We start from the raw sequence: 18,411 nt of genomic DNA, 5'->3' as shown, positions 1-18,411 counted from the left end.
GGCCGCGGGCAGCTGATGGCCGATGCGCTGGTCGAACGCACCACCGGCACCCCCGGCGGGATCAGCGGGGTAGAGATCCAGCTCGTCATCACCGACCGCACCCTCTTCCAGGGAGACGCCGAACCCGCCCGGCTCCCCGGCTACGGCACCGTCCCCGCCGGCTGGGCCCGGGAACGCATCGGCGCCGGGACGAACGCCAAGGACCGGGACTTCAAGACCTGGCTCCGGCGGCTCTACACCCACCCCGGCACCGGCGAGCTTGTGGGGATGGACTCCCGGGCCCGGCTCTTCCCGCCCGGGCACCGACGCTTCATCCAAACCCGCGACGACACCTGCCGCACCCCCTATTGCGACGCACCCATCCGCCACCTGGACCACATCATTCCCTGGCACACCGGCGGCTCAACAACCAGCACCAATGGTGCCGGCCTCTGCGAAGCCTGCAACCACACCAAAGAAACCCCCGGCTGGAAAGCACGCCCCAGCCCCGGATCCGCCTCGAGCATCGGCGCGAGGCACACCATCGAACTCACCACCCCGACCGGCCACACGTACCGTTCCACGGCGCCGCCCCTGCCCGGATCGCCTGCCGGCCAAGCGAGCGTGGATTCCCGCCGCCGGCGCCGTGATGAGCGCCACCGCGCGAAGACGCTCAAGCGTATGCGGCCCTCAGGGCTCACTGGCGGCCTGAGCGGCGAACGGGCCACAAGCCTTCCCGAGCTGCATGCACGAAAAAGTCGCCCGCCGATCGAAACGATCAGCGGGCGGCTTTAGGGCAACTCGGCTTTAGGGCAACTCGTCGGCGGGCTTTAGCGCGCGCGGATCTCCTCCGGCTCGGGCTCGCTGTCGGCCGAGGCTGAGGCCGAGGCCGAAGCCGCGGGCCGGAGCTTGGCGCCCTCGACGTCGACGTCCGGCAGGATCCGGTCCAGCCAGCGGGGCAGCCACCACGCCTTGTCGCCGAGCAGGTACATCACGGCCGGAACGATTGTCATACGGACCACGAACGCGTCCACCAGGACACCGAAGGCCATTGCGAAGCCCAGCGGCCGGACCATATTCAGGTGCGAGAAGATGAAGCCGGCGAACACGCTGACCATGATGATGGCGGCGGCGGTGACCACGGACGCGGCATGGCTGAAGCCGGTGCGGACCGCATGCCTGGCCGATTCGCCGTGCATGAAGGACTCACGCATGCCCGAGGTGATGAACACCTGGTAGTCCATGGCCAGCCCGAACAGGACGCCGATCAGGATGATTGGCAGGAAGCTCAGCACGGCGCCCGGGTTTTCGAGGCCGAACACCGTTCCCAGCCAGCCCCACTGGTAGACCGCGACGACGGCTCCGAAGGCGGCCGCGAGCGAGAGCAGGAAACCACCCGTGGCCAGCAGCGGCACCACGATAGAGCGGAATACGAGCAACAGCAGGATCAGGGACAGCCCGACGACGATGGCCAGGTAAGGGGGCAGGGCATCGCCGAGTTTGGCGGAGACGTCGACGTTGCCGGCAGTCTGCCCCGTGAGGCCGATGCTGACCCCGGTGGAATCCTTGATGCGGTCCTTTTCGGCGCGCAGCTCGGAGACCACCTGGACAGTGCTAGCGCTGGCCGGGCCCTCCCGGGGGATGACCTGGAACACCGCGGTGCGGCGGTCCTCGCTCAGTGCCACCGGAATGGCGGCCGTGACGTTGCCGGTGCCGCGGAGGATGTCGGCGACGTCGAGCTGCTTGGCTGTAGCTTCCTCCGCGCTCAGGCCGGCCGGGAAGTCGCCCACCACCACGATCGGGCCTGTCATGCCTTCGCCGAAGCTGCGGCCGGTGACGTCATAGGCCTTGAACGCCTGCGACTCCACGGGCTCGGACCCGCCGTCGGGCAGCGCGAGCCGCAACTGGCTGGCCGGCAGCGCCACGATGCCCAGCAGCAGGACGCCGGCCAGCAGTGCCAGGACCGGGTGTCGGGTGACGAGTCCGCCCCAGCCCTGTTTGCTGCGGCGTTCGTCGCGGGCACGGTCCGCGCTCTCGTGGCCGGGGGCGGCATTGTGCTTCTCCGCCTTGGCCCAGACGCGGCGGGAAATGAGTCTGGGCCCGATCAGGGACAGCATGGCAGGGGTGAGGGTCAGGGCGACGACGACGGCGACTGCCACCGTTGCGGCGGCGGACAGGCCCATCACGGCCAGGAAGGGAAGGCCCGGAATCACGAGGGCCGCCAGGGCGATGATGACGGTCAGGCCCGCGAACAGCACCGCGTTGCCGGAGGTGCCGGTGGCGAGGGCGACGGATTCCTCGCCGTCCATGCCGGCCAGGAGCTGGCCGCGGTGCCGGTTGACGATAAACAGCGAGTAATCTATGCCTACGGCGAGGCCCAGCATGAGCGCCAGCATCGGGGAGATGGAACTCATGTCGACGGCGCCGCTGAGGGCGAAGGTGCCGCCGACGCCCACTGCCACACCGACCAGGGCCATCAGCAGGGGGAGGCCGGCGGCGATCAGGGTTCCCAGCATGACGATGAGCACCAGCGCCGCGATGGCGATGCCGAGGATCTCCGAGATGCCGAACAGCTCGGAGACGTCCTCCGTGATTTCCTTGCTGGCCAGGGCGGTCACGCCGGCAGAGGAGACTTCGTGGGCGATGTCCTGGACCTGCTGGCGCACGGCGGGGGCCAGCCCGTTGATCGAGGTCTTGAACTGGACCTGGGCGATTGCCGCGGTGCCGTCCTCGGACACGAATCGCATGCCCTGCGAGGCCTCGAGCTGGCGTTTGGCCAGGGCGAGCTTGGCCGCGCCGGCCTCGAGTTCCTTGGTCCCGGCGTCGAGCTTCTCCTGGCCCGCGGCGAGGGCAGCCTTCTGCTGGCCAAGCTGGGCGTCGATGGCCTCGGCGGACATGCCGGCCGCGGTCATCTGCTGCTCGGCGGCGGCCAGCTGGGCCTTGCCGGCGGCCAGCCGGGCGGCCGACGCATCCAGCTGCGCCTGTCCTGCGGATGCCTGCTGCTCGCCGGCGGCAAGGTCCGTGACGGCCTTGTCCAGCTGGGCCTGGGTGGCGAACGGGTCCACGGTGCCCTGAACATCGGGGAGGGCTTTCAGCTTGGTCAGCGCAGCCGAGACCGCATCCTTGCCGGCCTGCGTGAAATGGCCGTTCTGCGACTCGAACACGATGCCGGCCGAGCCGCCGGAGGACTTGGGCAGCTCCTGCTTCAGCTTGTCCGCCATCTGCTGGGTTTCAGTGCCGGGGATCTGGAAGTTGTTGGACATGGTGCCGTGGAAGGCCGCAGCCGCGCCGCCGACGGCCACCAGGACGGCGAGCCAGAGGGAGATGACGAGCCAGCGGTGGCGGTAGGAGAACTTGCCGAGACGGTAGAGCAACAGGGCCATGTCAGTGCCGATCTGGGGAAGGGGTGGCGGGGGAGTGGGACGCGAATCCGGAGCCGAGGAGGCCCATGGAATCGATCAGGAGCTGGCGCAGGACGGACAGGGACTCGGGGGTCAGGTCGCCGCCGCAGCGGGCGAACCAGACATCCATGGCGGCTTTTCCGCACGAGATGACGGAGCCGGCGAGGGCGCGGAGGTAGAGCTCGTCGACGTCGCCGGCCGCCGTCAGCGCAAAGCGTTCGCGGGCGGCGTCGATGATCTGTTCGGTGCAGTGGTCCCAGGCTTCCAGCTCGGAGCGGCTGAGCTGGGGGTTGGTCTGGCCCAGGCTGTAGAGCTCGGCCACCGGTGCGACGGTCATGGGATCGGCCAGTTCAACGAGGGCTGCGCGGGCCGATTCCAGGATGGGCTCGCCTGCCGGGCGGAGCCGGAACTGCTGAAGTGCCGTGTCTAGGAAGCCGAACGTCACCGAGGCGAGCGCCGCTTCGGTGCTGCCGAAGTAGTTGAAGAACGTGCGGCGGGAGATCCCGGCGGCGTCGGCGATGTCCTCCACCGTGAAGTTTCCGGGTCCCCGCGTGCGGAGCAGGTCCATGGCGGCGTCCGTGATGGCCTGCCGGGTAGCGGCCTTGTTCAGTTCGCGGCGCGAGGGGACACCGGGGTTGCCGGATGCTGCGGCATGGGCGGCGGAGGGGAAGGGCGATGGGGACACGCGCTTACACTACGTGCATGTTTGCACTCTGGGCAAGTATTTTCCAGGGTGGTGGGGCTGGCAGGGTCGGCGCTCAAGGCTTGAGCTGGGCTGCCGCGTCGCCGGAATTGGTCAGGTAGATCGACTGGCCCGTTGCCCCGGGCTCATTCTGCGAGAGCGGAATGGCAAAAACGGCTGTGCCGTAGGCGCAGATCTCCGTCCAGTTCTGCCCGATCGCCGAGGTATCGAAGCGCATGGCAACGATGGCGTTGGCGCCGCGCTGCTCGGCCTCGGCCACCATCCGGGCCATGACATCCTGCCGGCTGTCGTAGAGGGCCCGCGTCATTTCCAGCACCTCGCCGCCGCCCAGGGAACGAAAGCCGGCCATGAGCTGGGCCGTGATGTCCCGGGAGCGGACGGTCAGGCCCATGACTTCGCCGAAGACGGCGTCGATCCGGTGGCCTGGGATGTCATTCGAAGTGACGATCAGCATGCCCAGAGCCTATCCACCTCCGCCGCCATTTTGCCCACTTTTTGCCCTCTGGGCGTCTCTGCTGGATTCACAGGAAAGTGAAAGCTGGGAAACAGCTATCTCTGCTGGGGCAGGTGCAGACTGGAGATGCTCGTGGAGCAGCCTTCCCCGGACGAACCATCAGCTTCAAGCGCCGTCACCGCGCGGCAGATCCAGGAGACAGCAGATGTCACGCACAACGAAAATCGCACTCGGCCTCGGGGCGGCGGCCGTGGCACTGGGCGCAGGGCTCGGGGTCGCCGGGATGGCCTCCGCCACTACGACGCCGACGCCCACCCCGACACCCAGTTCGAGTGCTCCCGGGAACAACTTCGCCGACGGCTACGGCATGCGCGGTGGACACCGCGGCCACGGCGGTGCGGAGTTCGGCGACCGCGCCAAAGAACTCGCCGCCAAGCTCGGCGTCGACGAGGCGAAGGTCACCGATGCCCTGAAGACTTTCCGCGAAGCCAACAGGCCGGCCAGCCCGCCGACCCCAGGGCAGAAGCCGGACCGCGCCGCAATGGAGAAGGCCCTGGCCGCTTCCCTGGCGAAGTCGCTCGGCATAGATGAAGCCAAGGTCACCGCTGCCCTGGAGGAATTGCGTACCGCGGAACAGGCCAATCACGCCGCGGCACTGAAGCCCCGGCTGGACCAGGCCGTCAAAGACGGCACCCTGACCCAGGCAGAAGCGGACGCAGTTACCAAGGCCGCCGAAAAGGGTGTGATCGGCGGACACTAGGCCCGGGCAGACTCGGGCCGAGGCCGGTTAAAGCCGAAGCCGGTAAACCAGAGAAGTCCCCGGGAATTCCCGGGGACTTCTCTGGTGAACACTCGTTCTGTCGTTACGCCCTGGCGTCAGCCAGTTCCCGCTCGTTCCGTCCTGCCGCGGGAGTGGCCGCGGCGGAGGTGCCATCGACGTCGTCGCTAAACGGATCGCCGTTCCGCGGCGCGTTGTACAGCCTTTCGTCCAGGATGCCCTGGCGCTTGGCCACGATCGCCGGGATCAATGCCTGCCCGGCCACGTTGACGGCGGTGCGTCCCATGTCCAGGATCGGGTCGATGGCCAGCAGCAGACCGACGCCGGCCAGCGGCAGTCCCAGCGTGGAGAGCGTCAGCGTCAGCATCACGACGGCGCCCGTGGTGCCGGCGGTCGCGGCCGAGCCGAGGACCGACACCAATGCGATCAGCAGGTACTGGGTGAAGTCGAGCTGGATGCCGAAGAACTGGGCCACGAAAATCGCCGCCACGGCCGGGTAGATCGCTGCGCAGCCGTCCATCTTGGTGGTCGCGCCGAGTGGGACGGCGAAGGAGGCGTAGGCGCGGGGGACACCCAGGCTCCGTTCGGTCACGCGCTGGGTCAGCGGCAGGGTGCCGATCGAGGAGCGGGAGACGAAGGCCAGCTGCACAGCCGGCCACACGCCGGAGTAGTACTGCTTGATGGACAGTCCGTGGCTGCGGATCAGCACGGGGTAGACCACGAACAGCACGAGCGCGAGGCCGATGTAGATCGCCACGGTGAACTTGCCGAGCGAGCCGATGGTGTCCCAGCCGTAGACGGCCACGGCGTTGCCGATCAGGCCGATCGTGCCCAGCGGCGCGATCCGGATGATCCACCAGAGGACCTTCTGGATGACGGCGAGGGCGGAGGCGTTCAGGGCCAGGAACGGTTCGGCCGCCTTGCCCACTTTCAGCGCGGCGATGCCGACGGCGATCGCGATTACCAGGATCTGGAGGACGTTGAAGCTCACGGCGGTGGTGGCGACGCCGTCAGTGACGGTGGTGGTCGCGCCGAGGCCCAGGAAGTTCTTCGGGAACAGCCCGGTCAGGAAGGCCCACCAGTCACCGGACTTGCCGGCGTACTTCGCTTCCTGGCTGATGCCGGTTCCGGCGCCGGGCTGCAGCAGCACGCCCAGGCCGATGCCGATCAGCACGGCGATCAGCGAGGTGATCGCGAACCAGAGCAGCGTGTTCCAGGCCAGCCGGGCGGCGTTGGAAACGGCGCGCAGGTTGGAGATTGAGCTGACGACGGCGGTGAAGATCAGGGGGACCACGGCGGTCTGCAGCAGCGAGACGTAGCTCGAGCCGATGGTCTGCAGCGTGGTGCCTAGGGCGTTGGGGTTGGCCTTGGTGCTGCCGGTGTACTTGGCCAGCAGGCCAAGGCCCAGGCCGACGATCAGGGCGGCAATGATCTGGAAGCCGAACGAGCCGGCCCATTTGGGCAGCTGGAACCCGGTCTCTCCAGCGGGTGCGGGGGTGCTTGTCTGAGTGGTCACCGGAACACGCTAGGACCGTTGCCAATAGCATGACGAACGGATGTTGAGAAATGTTACGGCGCCAAAGGTGGCCCCGCGCCGCGGAATGCCCGGGATTGCCGCGCCGGCAGGGGCTTTTGTGAAGTTATTCCGGCGAGCGGTGTGGCGATTGTCTCGTCGCCGGGCGGCCCGGGCCGCCCTGTGAGGCGCGAGATGACGGTTCGCGGCAATGCTCTGGAGAAACACTGCCGCGAACTGCCATCCCGGGCAGGGAGGGCCTAGCGTGCGCAGGTGCCTGCGACGCCGCCGCCTGCGTGGTAAATCATGTCCTGGTACGCCACGGAGGAGCGCACCGGGGTGTTGCTGGTGACTGTCTGGACCGGCGCTCCGCTGCGTGCGAGCTTGAAGGACGGTGTGGTCCCGGCCACGAGCGGAACCTTGAAGGAAGTCAGCCCGGCGGGGGCGTCCATGGTCTTGACGTTGCTGCCCTGGGTGATGGTCAGGCGCCCCGGAGTCTTCAGCACGGCCACGAGTTCTACTTCGTTCTTCGCCGCGTCACCGTTCGGGATGTACATCGGCGTGGGTTTGCCGTTGCGACCGATGGGGGTCATCGAATACGGAGCGTTCGTGGGGTGCGAGCGGTGGCTCCAGTACAAGGCATCCTGGGTGATCGCGGGCTTGACCCCGTTCTTGAACCAGGAAATGTAATAGGCAGCCATGTCCAGCACGGCATAGCCGCGGTCCTTGGAAGGTGCCACCCAGGACTCGGTGTAGTCGTTCCAGGCGATGAGCGCAATGGAGTCGGCGTTGCTCGTGACCGCCGAGGCCAGGGAATCGCGCAGGGTGGAGCTGTTGGACGACTCCCAGTACCGCCCGTCGTAGGACCGTGAATCCTCGAACGCCACGGGCTGCATGTAGGTCTTGCCGCGGCGGTGGGCTTCAGCGCTTTCCTTGGCGAGGGTCGGAACGCCGCTGGCGGTGCGGGTGCCCCATTGCGAATACCCGGACACCGAATTGTTCCAGTCCGTCTTTTGGGTTCCTCCGCCCCACGAAATGAAGATGGGTACGAGGTTGGATTTGACGCCGGAGGAGGCGAGGCGGCTCCGGAGCCCGTCCCACCACGAGGGAGTCTTGCGCTCCGGGAAGAACGGGGCCAGCACAATGCCGGCATTGTTCCTGTAGATGGACGGGTCGTCCTTCACCTTCATGACGTTGTTGTAAACGCTGTCAGAGGTGGAGCCGGCGGCCGTGTTGAAGTCCGGGCTGAGCATGATCTTGAAGCCCGGGTCCACCGCCTTGGCGGCGGCGAGCATGGCCGGCAGCTGCTGCCAGCGGATATCGGTGGAGCTGTTGTACTCCCAGATGAATCCGTCCAGGCCCGCCCCGACTGCCTGCCGGACCTCCTTCTCGAAATCAGCCTGCCGCCAGTTGGTCTGGGTTGCACGCTGGGGATCAGCCGGACGGTCCCGGAGGTCGTACGCGCCGTTGAGGGAGTTGTGGGTATCCATCCAGCGCGGGTAGACGTCGCGGGTGGGGTCGGGGCTGTCGACTGCGAGCGGGAACGGCGGGAAGTAGTAGGCCCACGCCTTCTTCACCGAGGTGTGCCGGTTCGCGGGCGCCGGAAGGTTGAAAGGCAGCGGATTGCACGCCGTCGTCGTAGCGGTGGGCGTGGCAGTCGGCGTCGCGGCGTTCAGGGGTGCCGGGGCGCTAATCGTGGCCGCAGCCACGACGACGGCCGCCGCAACCACGGATGCCGCTGTGCGCTTCCGGATCCGCGTCCGCGCTTTCGCGGCGTCATTGGTCGGTGGACTTAGGAATGAGGCGATATTCCTCATAAGGGCTCCAATATGGGGTCTTGTGTATGCCCGGCAATCGTCAGCCGCTGCAGGATGCCTCAACGAGGTTCCGGCAGAAGCCCAGCGCCTGGCTTTTCCTCTGCGCTCCTTCGCGGAGCGCCGGGATGCTGGCGCTATTCGTTCACGCGGGATTCTATTGTCAATAGCTCGCACCGGAGACCAAGGTGCTGGTACCTCTATGCATGCGCCTGGTTCATAGGCGTTGTCCCGTGTAATTGCTGCAGGGACGACGCGCGCATACTGACAGTCAGCAAGACCATGCCGCAGTTGCGGAGGTACTTGCATGACCGGCGCCCTGCTGGAGGGCAAAGGTACACCGGACACTTGAGTCGCAGCCCCAGCCGCCGACCCGGGCGTTCAAAAGCCCAGAAATGTGTCCCCCAGAGAATAGTCGACTATCGGGCCAAGGTCCATTTGCCCGGGACAGACGAACGGCCGGCTGCGGCGACTTCGCCCCGCGAATAGTCGCCCAACCGGCCGTCTGGCCACTGACCGTGCAGGTCAGCCCCCGAAACCCGGATTACCCCAGGAGCGCGCGCTTGAGGGTGTCCAGGCCCACCGAGCCGATGTTCAGGGCCTTCGTGTGGAAGGCCTTGAGGTCGAAGCCGGGGCGGGATTCCAGCTCTTCCCGGATCTGCTCCCAGAGCCGCTGGCCCACCTTGTAGGACGGGGCCTGTCCCGGCCAGCCCAGGTAGCGGGTGAACTCGAACTTCAGCTGCCCCTCGCTGATCGGCAGATTGGCGCGGAGGAAGTCAAAGCCCTTCTCCGAGGTCCAGATGCCGCTGCCCCAGCGCTCGGGGACTTCGAGTTCCAGGTGCACGCCGATGTCGAACACCACGCGGGCCGCACGCATGCGCTGCATGTCCAGCATGCCCATGTGGTCGCCCGGATCATTGAGGTAGCCGAGCTCCTGCATGAGCTTCTCCGCGTAGAGTGCCCAGCCTTCGCCATGGCCCGAGGTCCAGCACACACTGCGGCGCCACTTGTTCAGCAGCTCCCGGCGGTAGGTGGCGGTGGCGACCTGAAGGTGGTGGCCGGGCACGCCCTCGTGGTACACGGTGGTTGTTTCGGCCCACGTGGTGAAGGTGTCTTCACCGGCCGGCACGGACCACCACATGCGGCCCGGGCGGCTGAAGTCCTCCGAGGGTCCGGTGTAGTAGATGCCGCCTTCATCGGTGGGCGCGATCCGGCACTCCAGCGTTTTCATGACGTCCGGGATCTCGAAGTGGACGCCGGCGAGCTCCGCGACGGCTTTGTCGGACAGTTCCTGCATCCAGGCCTGGAGGGCGTCGGTGCCCTTGAGCTGGCGGGCGGGATCGTTGTTGAGGATCTCTTTGGCTTCCTCGACCGTGGCGCCGGGCCGGATTTCGCCTGCCACCCGTTCCTGTTCGGCGATGAGGCGGTCGAGTTCCTGGACGCCCCATGCGTAGGTTTCCTCCAGGTCCACGGTGGCGCCGAGGAAGTCCCGGGAGGCCAGGGCGTAGCGGGTGCGGCCCACAGCGTCCTTGGCCGGGGCGACTGGCAGGAGCTCGGACTCGAGGAAACCTGCGAGCCGGGAGTACGCCACCCGGGCAGCTGCCGCGCCGGTGTCGAGCCGGGACTGCAGTTCGGCCAGGAGCGGGCCGTCCGCGGTCTTGGCGCCGGCGGCGAGCTTGGCGAAGAAGCCGTCGTCCGCGGCGTGCTTGGTGGCCTGCTCGATCACGATCGAAACCTGGCGGGCCGCGGCCACTTTGCCGTCCTGCATCGCCGAACGCAACGACTCGATGTAGCCGTCGATTGCGGCGGTGACATTGTGGGCCCGGCCTGCGATGTGCTCCCACTGCGCGGCGGTATCCGTCGGCATGAGGTCAAAGATCGCGCGGATGTCCTGGGACGGGGAGGCGATGTTGTTCAGATCGGCCGTGGCCCAGCCCGATTCGTGGATTTCCAGCTGCAGGCCCAGCCGCTCGCGCATGGCGTCGAGGGTGACGGCGTCGACGTCGTCAGCCGGCTCCAGCCCGTCCAGCGCCGCAAGTGCCTCGCGGGCGGCGGCCGCGAATTCCTCGTGGCCGGCGGGGGAGAAGTCCTGGTACTCCGTCTCGTGCCCGGGCAGGCCAAGTTCGGTGGCGAAGCTCGGGTTAAGCCGGATCAGGGTGTCCGTGTAGGCGTCGGCGACGGCGTCAATGGCTGTCTGCTGGCGCGCGGGGGCAGTGTTGTCTGAGGCGATGATTTCGGTAGTCACCCGACGAGACTAGCCCGGCCGCCGTGGTTATGAAAGAGTCACTGAACTTTTTCGCTGGCAACTTTCCCGTGCAGATGTCGGCTGCGGGCCGGCCCTGCCAGGGCGCTGAACCGGGTCGGCTCAGCCCAGGCTGCGGCGCCAGGCCTGCGGACCGGGCCTCGGCGCCAGCCGAAGCTGCTGCCGGCGGACCCAGTGCCGGACGCCGGGGCTTTCCGGTGCTGCCTGCTGGGTCTGCCCCAGGGACAGCACGACGGCGGTCAGCGCCGCCAGCTCTTCCGGCGTCGGCTGACCCTTGGCGACAGAGAACAGGATCCCGGGCGCGGCGTCGCTGCTTACCGCGTCGGCAGGTTCGTCGGGTTCGGCCATGGGGCTCACAGCGGGATGTTCCCGTGCTTCTTGGCGGGCAGGGCTGCCCGTTTGTCCCGGAGGGCGCGCAGGCCCTTGATGATCTGCATCCGGGTCTCGGACGGTGCGATGACCGCGTCCACGTAGCCGAGCTGGGCGGCCTGGTACGGGTTGAGCAGCTCTTCCTCGTACTGGCGGATCACCTCGGCGCGCTTGGCCTCGACGTCGCCGCCGTCCTCCGCCACCGCGGCGAGTTCGCGGCGGTACAGGATGTTCACGGCACCCTGGGCGCCCATGACGCCGATCTGGGCGGTGGGCCAGGCGAGGTTGAGGTCCGCGCCGAGCTTCTTGGAGCCCATCACGATGTAGGCCCCGCCGTAGGCCTTGCGGGTGATTACGGTCAGCTTGGGCACGGTGGCCTCGGCGTACGCGTATAGCAGCTTGGCGCCGCGGCGGATGATGCCCTGGAACTCCTGGTCCTTGCCTGGCAGGAAGCCCGGCACGTCCACGAGCGTGATGATGGGGATGTTGAAGGCATCGCAGTGCCGGACGAAGCGTGCGGCCTTTTCCGAGGCCGCAATGTCCAGGGTGCCGGCGAACTGCATGGGCTGGTTGGCCACGATGCCCACCGTGTGGCCCTCGACCCGGCCGTAGCCGATGATCACGTTCGGGGCATAGAGGGACTGCATCTCGAGGAAGTGGGCGTCGTCGACAATTTGCTCGATGACCTTGCGCATGTCGTACGGCTGGTTGGCAGAGTCCGGGATCAGCGCGTCCAGGGCGAGATCGTCGTCGTCGACCTCCAGTTCCTGCTGGTGCTCCAGCACCGGGGCCTCGGCGAGGTTGTTCGAGGGCAGGAAGTCGAGGAGTTCGCGGACGAACTCGACGGCGTCGGCCTCGTCGGAGGCCAGGTAAGTCGAGGTGCCGGTGTTGGCGTTGTGCTGCCGGGCGCCGCCGAGGGTTTCCATGTCCACGTCTTCGCCGGTGACGGTCTTGATGACGTCCGGGCCGGTGATGAACATGTGCGAGGTCTTGTCCACCATGACCACATAGTCGGTCAGGGCGGGGGAGTAGGCCGCGCCGCCGGCGGAGGGGCCCATGATGAGGGAGATCTGCGGGACGACGCCGGAGGCGTGGACGTTGTTGCGGAAGATGTCCGCGAACATCGCCAGGGAGGCGACACCCTCCTGGATGCGGGCACCGCCGCCGTCGAGGATGCCGACCACGGGGCAGCCGTTGCGCAGCGCGAACTCCTGGACCTTGACGATCTTTTCGCCGTTGACCTGGCTCAGCGAGCCGCCGTAGACGGAGAAATCCTGGCTGTAGACCGCGACCGGGCGGCCGTCCACCGTGCCGTAGCCGGAGACGAGGCCGTCGCCGAGGGGCTTCTTCTTCTCCATGCCGAACGCGGTGGAGCGGTGCACGGCCAGCGCATCGAATTCGACGAAGGAGCCGGCGTCCAGCAACAGGTCGATGCGCTCGCGGGCGGTGTTCTTGCCGCGCGCGTGCTGCTTGGCGATCGCTTCCGGGCCGGAGGGCTGTTCGGCACGGGCCTGGCGGTCGCGGAAATCTGCAATCTTTCCCGCAGTCGTGGTCAGATCGTGGCTCATCAAGTTTCTCCGGCTCTGTCGCAAGGTTGTACGGCGCCCGTCGCGTGGGGTCCTTTGGCTGGAATCCACAAAAGCAGGGCTCTGCTGGCAAGTCTAGTGACGGTATTGGCCGGTGCCGCTGTAGGGAACCTACAATTTTCCCGCCACGAAACTCCCTCACCGCTTTGTTACCCGTCAGTAACATTGGTCGGCTAGAGTGTGGGCATGACTTCAAGCAACGATGCTTCGGGCACCGCCGCAGGGCCGTACCAGGCCGCCGGTTCCCTCCAGGGCCGCACTGTCCTCATCTCCGGGGGCAGCCGTGGCATCGGCCTGGCCATCGCGCTCCGCGCAGCCCGGGACGGCGCCAACATTGTCCTGATGGCCAAGACCGGTCAGCCCCACGCCAGGCTGGAGGGCACCGTGTATACCGCCGCCGAACAGATCGAGGCCGCCGGCGGCCAGGCCCTGCCGCTGGTCGGCGACGTGCGCAACGACGCCGACGTCGCCGGTGCAGTCGGCGCCGCCGTGGACCACTTTGGCGGGATCGACGTCGTCATCAACAATGCGTCGGCGATTGACCTCTCCACCACCGACGACGTGGACATGAAGCGCTACGACCTCATGCAGGACATCAACGTGCGCGGGACGTTCCTGCTCTCGAAGATGGCGCTGCCGGCCCTGCGCGCCTCCGGGGCCGGGCACATCCTCACTCTCTCCCCGCCCCTGAACCTGGATCCGAAGTGGGCCGGCCTCCACCTGGCCTACACCATGGCCAAATACGGCATGAGCCTGACCACGCTGGGGCTGGCCGAGGAACTCAAGGCCGACGGCGTCGCGGTGAACTCACTCTGGCCGTGTACCTTGATCGACACCGCGGCCATCCGCAACATGCCCGGCGGCGACATGATCGTCAAGGGCGCCCGCAGCCCCGAAATTATGGCCGACGCCGCCCACGCCGTGCTGACCGGCGGCAACGCGGTTCCCGCCCACGGCAGCCGGAGCGGCAACTTCTATACCGATGAGCAGGTTCTCGCGGCGGCAGGGGTGACGGACTTCAGCCCGTACAGCCTCGGCGTGCCGGAGGCCCAGCTGGTCCCGGACATCTTCCTCTGAACTTGCTGGGTGTTTTGCGGCCGTCTGCCCCGCGGAATTTCCCCTCATTTGGGGGCCGGGCGCCGGAATTAGCGGTGTGTCCGGCCGACACGCCGGACATTCCGGCCAAAGGTGGGGAGTTTCGGCGGAGGCATGTGAGGCAGACGGCCGGGGCCCCGGTGCGCTTTCCTCGGTAGGATTCAAGGATGGAAACCGCGCAGGAAACCCCGGACCGTCCGCCCCTGGACCTGAGTGCCCTCAGCGATGAGGCGTTCCTGTCCGCCAACGGAATCCCGCGCCTGACGGTTCTCGAGTCCACCGGCTCCACCAACGCCGACCTCCTCCGCGGGGTGACCGAGGATCCCGGCGCGTGGCCGGACCTGTCAGTGCTGACCGCCGAGTACCAGAGCGACGCGCGCGGCCGGCTGGACCGCCGGTGGGAGGCGCCGGCCCGCAGCTCGGTCTCTGTCTCCCTGGTGCTCCTGCCGGTCAACGGGGCCGGCCGGCCGCTGCCGACCCACAGGTACTCCTGGCTCTCCCTTCTGGCCGCCCTCGCCCTGCGTGAGGCCCTGACGGAAACGGCAGGCCTTCCGGCGGAACTCAAATGGCCCAACGACGTCCTGGTCCGGGGCCGGAAGATCGCCGGCATCCTGGCCCAGCTCGGCCCGCTCGGCGCCGGCGGCGCGCCGCCGGTCATCCTCGGCACCGGCCTGAACGTCACGCTGACGGAGCCCGAACTCCCGGTTCCCACCGCCACCTCCGTGCTGCTGGAGAATCCGGACACAGTGGACCGGACGGAGCTCCTGAAGAGCTACCTGTCCCGCTTCGCCACCCTGTACCGGAGTTTCTGCAACGCCGACGGCGACCCCACCGCCGGCATGGCCGGTGGCCCGTCGCTGCACAAACGCGTGGAGCACCTCCTCTCAACCCTCGGCAAGCAGGTCCGGGCCCAACTCCCGGGCGACCACGAGATCATTGGCCACGCCACGCGCCTGGACGAATACGGCTCCCTGCTGGTGGTCGATGCCGCGGGCCATGAACATGTGGTGACCGCCGGCGACGTCGTGCACCTGAGGCCGTGGAACCCGGCAGGGACCGGCGGCCAGGGCACCGGCAGCGGCGGAGCAGAAAGCGGCTATGCGTAGAGTGCTCCTGCCGGGAGAGCAAGTGATTGTGGTGACCCGGCCCCAGCCCAGGATGCTCATTGTCCCGGCGCTGATGTTCATTGTTGTTCCGGCCTTGGCCGCGTATGCCTGCGCCTGGGTTGTCAAGGGCGGCCCGGCGCGGCTCGTCCCCCTCGTCCCGAATGAGTGGACGCCCTGGCTCCTCGCCGTGTGCCTGGCGTTGGCGGCGTGGGTGCTGCTGGGCTATTGCCTCCCGCGGGTCATTGCGTGGCACGCCACCCGTTACATCCTCACCAGCCAGCGCATAGTTGCCCGATACGGCATGTTACGGCGGCGCGATGAACAGGTCCTCCTCGCCGCCGTCCGCCATGTGGCCATTGAGCAATCCTTGTTGCAGCGCCTATTGCACTCCGGGAATATATCCTTGGAGACCGGGTACCCCCTTGGAACGGTGGTCCCCGATGTCCCGGAGGTCGCGACATTCCGTAATTTCCTGCTGGACGCCATCGACGACCTCCCGCAGGGCGAGGCGTCCGGCGCCGATGGCATGACCGACAACGCCGATGGCATGACTTACAACCCGGGCGAGGCCTGGCCGTGGGAGACGAGAGAAGGTGGAAGAGATGAACGCTGAGAACGTCCACCAGGACATCGATCTCGCTGCCCCGGATTTGCCCCGGGAGCCCGAGGACGCCGCCGGTTCGGCGGCCGCCGACAGCGACGCCGGGACCGCCTTCGGCAGCGAAGCCGGCGCGCTCATCGAACCCGCCGCCGAAACCGAACTCGAACCCGACGAACCCGAACCCAACGAAGCCGCCGGACCCGCCGAAGCTGAACCCGTGGCCCCGCCCACCGGCACGATGTCCGCTGAACGGCTCGCCGCCAAGGCCCTGGAAGCGCGGCTGCTGGGCGGAGAACGCAAGCTTCGGCGTCGTGAAGTTGCTGCCGGAGCAGGGCTCTCGCTGCTCTCTGCCCGGAAACTTTGGCGCGCCTTGGGTTTTCCTAACCTCGGGGATGAAGATGTCGCCTTCACCGAGCGTGACCAGGCCGCCCTGTCCACCATCGTGGACCTGGTGCGCGACGGCAAGCTCACCGAGGAAGCCGCAATCTCTATCACCCGGGCCATCGGCCAGATGACCGACCGGATGGTGGTGTGGCAGATCGAGGCCCTCGTGGAGGACATGGTCCAGGAACATGGCGTGACCGATGCCGTCGCCCGCAAGCGGCTCGTCAGCGAGTTGCCGAACCTGATCGACCCCCTCGAGGAGATGCTCGCCTACTCCTGGCGCCGCCAGCTCAACGCCGGTGTGCAGCGCCTGGCAGTCCGGGCCGAAGCCGGGCTGCAGTCCAGCGAAGAGGGCCGCGAAGGCGACGAGGACGATGCGCCCCTGCCGTTGGCCCGGGCGGTTGGCTTCGCTGACCTTGTCTCCTACACCAGCCTTTCCCGCCGGATGAACGAGAAGACGCTCGCCCAGCTGGTGCAGCGCTTCGAGAACAAGTGCGCCGAAATCATCTCGGTCGGCGGCGGCCGGCTGGTCAAGACCGTCGGCGACGAAGTCCTGTACATTGCCGAGACTCCGGCGGCCGGCGCCGAGATTTCCCTGGCCCTGTCCCGCGCCTTCACCGACGACGAGATCCTGCCCCAGGCACGCGTGGCCATGGTGTGGGGCCGCATCCTCTCCCGCCTCGGCGACATCTACGGACCAACCGTCAACCTCGCCGCCCGCCTGACGGCTCTCGCGGACCCTGGAACAGTGCTGGTGGATTCGATGACCGCGGCCGCGCTGGAGCAGGACGAACGCTTCGTCCTGGTGCCTCGGCCGGCCGAGGACGTCCGAGGGTTCGGTGAGATCCACCCGGTGCAGCTGCAGCCCGGCAGCGGCCGGGGCCTGATCCTGGACTGAACGCCGGATCAGCCCGGCGGTAGGCCGTGGCGGGCTTCTCAGCTGAGCGGCGCATATGCAATAGTCGGACCGGCAGTTGCGATCCGGCCGGGTTGTGAACGCCGTCAACCCCCGCGCACCAGTGAAGCCGCGCACCACTGTATTGAGGACCGCCATGAACGCATCGCCAGACGCCCCCATCCCGCCGTCGGACGGAAAACGGGGACCGCTGCTGCGCTGCGGGTACGGCACAGACCGGGGACTGCGCCGCGAGGCGAACGAGGACGCCTTCATTGCCGCGGACCCCGTCTTCGCCGTAGCGGATGGCATGGGCGGGCACGAGGCCGGCGAAGTTGCCAGCAGCATCTGCGTGCGTACCCTGGCCGAGCTGCCACAGTCCAAGACCGGCAGCCGGGATGCGACGGCGGACATCCTGCAGGAGTACCTGCTCATGGCCGATGCGGGCATCCGTCACGCCACCGGATCGCGAGCCGGCACCACCCTGTCCGGCGTCGTGCTGGTGGAGCAACAGGACGTTCCGTACTGGCTTGTCCTCAACATCGGAGACTCCCGCACCTACCGGTACAGCCATGGCCAGCTCGCACAGATCAGCGTGGACCATTCCGAAGTCCAGGAACTCCTTGACACCGGCCAGATCACCGAGGCCGAGGCCGCCGTGTACCCCCGCAGGCACGTGGTGACCCGGGCGCTGGGAACCGGGGATGACTCCGAGGCCGACTTCTGGCTGGTTCCCCTTGAAGACGGCGACCGGATGCTGGTCTGCTCCGACGGCCTCAACGGCGAACTCAGCGATGAGAAGATCGCCGGCATCCTCGCGGCCGAGGCCGACCCCCAGGCGGCCGTGGGCGAACTGATCCAGGCGGCCTTGCGCAGCGGCGGCCGGGACAACATCACGGCGATCGTGGTCGACGCCCGGACTGCAAACGTGGACGAGCCCGCCTGACCTCCTGGCCAGCGTCAGTCCAAATTCGGAAGCGGACCCCAGACCGGACCCTGGACCGGACAATGTCGGGGATCTAGGGCAGGATAGGTCTGTGAGCACAGGGAAGACCGCAGCAGAGACCGCAGCAGGGACTGAAGAAGCAGCCGAAGCAGCCCCCGGGCACGTCACGGACCCGCAAGGCCCCGCGGGGGAGCAGGTCCCCTCCGGGGACATCCGCGCGGAGTATGAAGACCTTGTTGAGCAGGTCCGCAAGCACCGCTTTGCCTACTACCAGCAGGACGCGCCGATCATCTCCGACGCCGAGTTCGACGAGCTCTACCGGCGGCTGGAAACGCTCGAAGCCATGCATCCGGAACTGGTGGCCAACGATTCGCCCACGCAGGAAGTCGGCGGCGAGGTGTCAGCGGCGTTTGCCGCCGTGCAGCATTTGCAGCGCATGTACAGCCTGGAGGATGTCTTCTCGCTCGAGGAGCTGGAGGCCTGGATGGTCAAGGCCGAGGCGGGCGTCGCCAAGCTCGGCAACG

15 protein-coding genes and 1 pseudogene are annotated in these 18,411 nt (G+C 67.6%); 8 read left to right on the top strand and 8 right to left on the bottom strand.

Features of this window, described 5'->3' with window-relative positions; translation table 11 throughout:
• On the top strand, positions 1 to 774 hold a 774-nt coding region (locus Y706_RS27220), incomplete at its 5' end, for an HNH endonuclease (protein ID WP_162159094.1).
• Between the two features lie 35 nt (positions 775 to 809).
• Here the strand turns inward: Y706_RS27220 and Y706_RS0122395 are convergent.
• The 3 genes from Y706_RS0122395 to Y706_RS27215 form a co-directional block, all read right to left on the bottom strand.
• A complete protein-coding gene (locus Y706_RS0122395; protein WP_028278327.1) occupies positions 810 to 3,362 on the bottom strand; it encodes an MMPL family transporter in 2,553 nt (850 codons plus the stop codon).
• 1 nt (position 3,363) lies between these two features.
• Positions 3,364 to 4,065 carry a TetR/AcrR family transcriptional regulator gene (locus Y706_RS0122390; RefSeq protein ID WP_028278326.1) on the bottom strand — a complete coding sequence of 234 codons (702 nt, stop codon included), beginning with the start codon at positions 4,063 to 4,065 and terminating at the stop codon, positions 3,364 to 3,366.
• Between the two features lie 73 nt (positions 4,066 to 4,138).
• Positions 4,139 to 4,537 (bottom strand): YbjQ family protein, encoded by a 399-nt coding sequence (locus Y706_RS27215; RefSeq protein WP_043437099.1) that lies wholly within the window; start codon positions 4,535 to 4,537, stop codon positions 4,139 to 4,141.
• 205 nt (positions 4,538 to 4,742) lie between these two features.
• Between Y706_RS27215 and Y706_RS0122380 the strand changes: the two genes are divergently transcribed.
• On the top strand, positions 4,743 to 5,297 hold the full coding sequence (locus Y706_RS0122380) for a Clp protease N-terminal domain-containing protein (RefSeq protein ID WP_028278325.1): 555 nt from the start codon (positions 4,743 to 4,745) through the stop codon (positions 5,295 to 5,297).
• 103 nt (positions 5,298 to 5,400) lie between these two features.
• On the opposite strand, the gene Y706_RS0122375 is transcribed toward Y706_RS0122380, so the two are convergent.
• From Y706_RS0122375 to Y706_RS0122355, 5 genes are all read right to left on the bottom strand, one after another.
• Positions 5,401 to 6,831 carry a dicarboxylate/amino acid:cation symporter gene (locus Y706_RS0122375; protein ID WP_028278324.1) on the bottom strand — a complete coding sequence of 477 codons (1,431 nt, stop codon included), beginning with the start codon at positions 6,829 to 6,831 and terminating at the stop codon, positions 5,401 to 5,403.
• 257 nt (positions 6,832 to 7,088) lie between these two features.
• The gene (locus tag Y706_RS0122370; RefSeq protein WP_162159093.1) at positions 7,089 to 8,645 is read right to left on the bottom strand and encodes a glycoside hydrolase family 71 protein; all 1,557 of its coding nucleotides are present in this window, start codon (positions 8,643 to 8,645) and stop codon (positions 7,089 to 7,091) included.
• Positions 8,646 to 9,186: 541 nt separating this feature from the next.
• Complete coding sequence (locus Y706_RS0122365; RefSeq protein WP_028278322.1) at positions 9,187 to 10,872, bottom strand: DUF885 domain-containing protein; 1,686 nt, start codon at positions 10,870 to 10,872, stop codon at positions 9,187 to 9,189.
• 135 nt (positions 10,873 to 11,007) lie between these two features.
• Positions 11,008 to 11,253 carry an acyl-CoA carboxylase subunit epsilon gene (locus Y706_RS0122360; protein ID WP_028278321.1) on the bottom strand — a complete coding sequence of 82 codons (246 nt, stop codon included), beginning with the start codon at positions 11,251 to 11,253 and terminating at the stop codon, positions 11,008 to 11,010.
• 5 nt (positions 11,254 to 11,258) lie between these two features.
• Positions 11,259 to 12,842 (bottom strand): acyl-CoA carboxylase subunit beta, encoded by a 1,584-nt coding sequence (locus Y706_RS0122355; RefSeq protein ID WP_028278320.1) that lies wholly within the window; start codon positions 12,840 to 12,842, stop codon positions 11,259 to 11,261.
• A 204-nt stretch (positions 12,843 to 13,046) separates the two neighbouring features.
• Here Y706_RS0122355 and Y706_RS0122350 point away from each other — a divergent pair, with 204 nt between their 5' ends.
• From Y706_RS0122350 to Y706_RS27210, 6 genes and pseudogenes are all read left to right on the top strand, one after another.
• A complete protein-coding gene (locus Y706_RS0122350; RefSeq protein ID WP_028278319.1) occupies positions 13,047 to 13,937 on the top strand; it encodes an SDR family oxidoreductase in 891 nt (296 codons plus the stop codon).
• Between the two features lie 185 nt (positions 13,938 to 14,122).
• On the top strand, positions 14,123 to 15,061 hold the full coding sequence (locus tag Y706_RS0122345; RefSeq protein WP_028278318.1) for a biotin--[acetyl-CoA-carboxylase] ligase: 939 nt from the start codon (positions 14,123 to 14,125) through the stop codon (positions 15,059 to 15,061).
• On the top strand, positions 15,054 to 15,674 hold the full coding sequence (locus tag Y706_RS0122340) for a PH domain-containing protein (RefSeq protein WP_028278317.1): 621 nt from the start codon (positions 15,054 to 15,056) through the stop codon (positions 15,672 to 15,674). Before Y706_RS0122345 ends, Y706_RS0122340 begins: the two co-directional genes overlap by 8 nt.
• On the top strand, positions 15,664 to 16,944 hold the full coding sequence (locus Y706_RS0122335; RefSeq protein WP_028278316.1) for an adenylate/guanylate cyclase domain-containing protein: 1,281 nt from the start codon (positions 15,664 to 15,666) through the stop codon (positions 16,942 to 16,944). The genes Y706_RS0122340 and Y706_RS0122335 overlap by 11 nt, the downstream gene beginning before the upstream one ends.
• Positions 16,945 to 17,098: 154 nt before the next feature.
• A complete protein-coding gene (locus Y706_RS0122330; RefSeq protein WP_028278315.1) occupies positions 17,099 to 17,887 on the top strand; it encodes a PP2C family protein-serine/threonine phosphatase in 789 nt (262 codons plus the stop codon).
• Between the two features lie 211 nt (positions 17,888 to 18,098).
• Positions 18,099 to 18,411, top strand: a pseudogene (locus Y706_RS27210) (NAD-dependent DNA ligase LigA); the annotation flags it as partial.

The organism is Arthrobacter sp. I3, assembly GCF_000520575.1.
Taxonomy (GTDB): Bacteria; Actinomycetota; Actinomycetes; order Actinomycetales; family Micrococcaceae; genus Arthrobacter; species Arthrobacter humicola_A.
Note: the sequence above shows the minus strand (reverse complement) of the source record. Positions and strands in the feature narration are given on the sequence as shown.